1 protein-coding gene is annotated in these 3702 nt (G+C 74.0%); it reads right to left on the reverse strand.

Annotated elements, in window-relative coordinates:
* Positions 1–3702, reverse strand: a 3702-nt coding sequence (locus ACFWBT_RS42260) for an SDR family NAD(P)-dependent oxidoreductase (protein ID WP_385709931.1), incomplete at both ends; no start/stop codon positions are given.

Below are 3702 nucleotides of genomic sequence, written 5' to 3' on the forward strand. Positions count from 1 at the left end.
TACGCATCGGCGAAGACGGGGAACGCCGCATACAACTCACGCCCCATACCGATCCGCTGCGAACCCTGACCCGAGAACAGAAAACCGACCTTGCCCTCGGAGCGGGCTCGTCCCAGCGTCACGTTCGCCGCCGGTTGACCGGCGGCGAGGGCGGTGAGGGTTTGCCGGAGCTTGTCCGAGCCCTCCGCCAGGAGCACCGCGCGGTCCTCGAACGTCTCGCGGGAGGCCAGGGAGAGGCCGATGTCGGAAGCCGTCCAGCCGTCGTTCGCGTCGAGATGGCCGGCCAGCCGGGCCGCCTGGGCACGCAGCGCCGACTCGCCCTTGCCCGACAGCACCCACGGCACGAGCGCGCCGGAGTCGGGCGTATGAGGCAACTCCGCCGTGGCGGGGGCCTGTTCGATGATGGTGTGGGCGTTGGTGCCGCTGACACCGAAGGACGAGATCGCGGCACGGCGCGGGCGGTCCGACTCGGGCCAGTCGACGGCCTCGGTCAGCAACCGGACATCACCGACCGACCAGTCCACGTGCGGCGTCGGCTCATCGACGTGCAGGGTTCGCGGGAGCACTCCGTGGCGCATCGCCATCACCATCTTGATCACACCGGCGACGCCCGCGGCGGCCTGCGTGTGACCGATGTTGGACTTCAACGAGCCGAGCAGGAGCGGCCGTTCACGCTCTTGTCCATAGGTCGCGAGGAGCGCCTGCGCCTCGATCGGGTCACCCAGCGTCGTGCCCGTACCGTGCGCCTCGACGACATCCACATCGCCCGGAGCGAGCCCGGCGGAAGCCAGCGCCTGGCGGATGACCCGCTGCTGCGCCGGGCCGTTCGGCGCGGTCAGACCGTTGGACGCCCCGTCCTGGTTCACGGCGCTGCCCCGTACCACCGCCAACACCTGGTGCCCGTTGCGGCGGGCGTCGGACAGCCGCTCCACGAGCACCACGCCCACGCCCTCCGCCCAGCCGGTGCCGTCGGCGTCCGCGCCGAACGCCCTGCAGCGGCCGTCGGGCGACAGACCGCGCTGGCGGCTGAACTCCACGAAAACGCTCGGACTGGCCATGACGGTGACGCCGCCGGCCAGCGCCATCGTGCTCTCGCCGTTGCGCAGCGACTGGATGGCCAGGTGCAGGGCGACCAGGGACGACGAGCACGCCGTGTCGATCGTGACGGCGGGCCCTTCGAGTCCGAAGGTGTAGGCCACCCGGCCGGAGACGACACTGGACGCGCCGCCGACGAGCCGGTGTCCTTCGACGCCTTCCGGCGCGCGGCGCACATCGGCTCCGTAGCCCTGGTAGGCCATGCCGACGAAGACGCCGGTCCGGCTGCCGCGCAGCTGCGCGGGGGCGATCCCGGCCCGCTCGAAGGCCTCCCACGAGGCCTCCAGCAGCAGGCGCTGCTGCGGGTCCATCGCCAGGGCCTCACGCGGGGAGATCCCGAAGAAGCCGGCGTCGAAGTCGGTGGCGCCATAAAGGAAGCCGCCGTCGCGCGCGTACGTCTTGCCGGGGCGGTCGGGGTCGGGGTCGTAGAGGGCCTCGACGTCCCAGCCGCGGTTCGACGGGAACGCGGAGACGGCGTCGCCGCCGGACGTCACCAGGTCCCACAGCGCCTCGGGCGAGTCGACGCCGCCGGGCAGGTGGCAGCTCATCGCCACGATGGCGATGGGCTCGTCGTCGGGGGCCGCGTGCCGCTCCTGCTCCACGGCGGCCTTCGATCCGAGCAGCTCGCTCTGGAGGAAGCGGGCGAGCGCCGTGGCGTTGGGGTGGTCGAAGACCAGCGTGGGCGGCAGCGCGAGACCGGTCGCCGTGTTCACCTTGTTGCGGAGTTCGACGGCGGTCAGGGAGTCGAAGCCGAGGTCCTTGAACGCCCGGTCGGGCTCGACCTCCGCCGCCGAGGAGTGGCCCAGGACGGCCGCGACGTGCGCGCGGACCAGGTCGATCAGTCTCTCCCTGCGCTCGGCCTCCGGCAGTCCGGCGAGCCGGGCCGCCAGGGGCGCGGCGCCGGTGGCGGCGCCGGCCGGTGCGGCGGTGCCGGCGCGGCGCACCTCGGGCAACTCGGACAGCAGGGCGCTCGGGCGGCCGAGGGTGAACGGTCCGATGAACCGTTCCCAGTCGATGTCGGCCACGACGACCGCGGTGTCGTCGCAGTCCAGGGCGCGCTGGACCGCGGTCACGGCGAGTGCGGCGGGCAGGGTGACGACGCCGCGGCGGCGCAGGTGCTCCTCGTCGGCGTCGGTGACCATGCCGCCGTCGGCCCACGGGCCCCAGGCGATCGCGGTGGCGGCCAGGCCCCGGGCCCTCCGCCGGGCGGCGAGCCCGTCGAGGAAGGCGTTGCCGGCCGCGTAGGCGGCCTGGTGGCCGCTGCCCCACACGCCGGCGATCGAGGAGAACATGACGAAGGCGTCGAGCTCGCGGTCGCCGAGCAGCTCGTCCAGGTGTGCGGCGCCGCGGGCCTTCGCCGCCACCGTGCGGGCGAAGTCGGCCGGTGTCAGCTCGTCGAAGGGGGCTAACTGTTCCACGCCCGCGGCGTGGAAGACGGAGGTGAACGTGTGCTCGGCGAGCAGCGCCGCCACCGCGTCGCGGTCGGCGACATCGCACACGGCGAGGGTGACGCGCGCTCCCAGCTCCTCCAGTTCGTCCTTGAGGCGGGTGGCACCGGGCGCGTCGGCACCGCGGCGGCCGGTGAGCACGAGGTGTTCGGCACCGGCACCGGCGAGCCAGCGGGCCACGTGCCCGCCCAGCGCACCCGTACCACCGGTGATCAGCACCGTGCCGCGCGGCGACCACGGCCGGCCGGCGCCGCTTCGGGCGTGGGCGAGCCGGGCGGTGAACACGCCGGTGGCGCGGACGGCGACCTGGTCCTCCTGGCCATCGGCGGCGCCGGCTCCCTGGCTCAGTACGGCGGCGATACGGCCGGCGGCGCGCTCGTCGACGGCCGCCGGCAGGTCGATCAGGCCGCCCCAGCGCCGGGCGTGCTCCAGGGCCAGGGCACGGCCGAGGCCCCACACCTGGTTCTGCACCGCGCTGAGCGGTGCGTCGTCGGAGCGGCCGGTGGCGGCCGCTCCGCGGGTGGCGCACCACAGCGGCGCGTCGATGCTCGCGTCGCCAAGTGCCTGGGCCAGGGCCACGGTCTGCGCGAAGCCCTGGGAGAGCGCGGAGTGTTCGGGCGAGGCGGTCTCGTCGGTCGCGAGCAGGGACAGGACGCCGTCGAGCGATCCGGCTTCGCCCGCGACCCGGGTCAGCTCGTCGGTCAGGGACGCGCGGTCGGTGTCGGCGCCGACCATCAGCGGGATCAGGTACGCGCCGCGTCCGGCCAGGGCCGCGCGGACCGTGCCGGCCCACTCGTCGCCCTCGGGCGCGGCGAACAGCCATGTGCTGCCGGACAGGTCGCCTGCGGAAAGGCCGTTCAGCGGTTGCCAGGCCAGTTGGTAGCGCCAGCCGTCCACGACGGACTGCTCGCGCCGCCGACCCCGCCAGGCCGACAACTTCGGTACTACGACGTTTAGTTCCTCGGGGCTCAGCCCCAGCGTGGCGGCGAGGGACTGGGCGTCCTCGCGCTCGACGCTCGCCCAGAACTCGGCGTCGACCGCGTCCACGGCGGCCGTCTCGGCCTCGGGGGCATCGAGCCAGTAGCGCTCGCGCTGGAAGGCGTAGGTGGGCAGGGTGACGCGCCGGGCGCCCGGGAAGAAGGCGTGCCAGTCCACTTCG

It is taken from the genome of Streptomyces sp. NPDC060027, assembly GCF_042737005.1.
Lineage (GTDB): Bacteria > Actinomycetota > Actinomycetes > Streptomycetales > Streptomycetaceae > Streptomyces.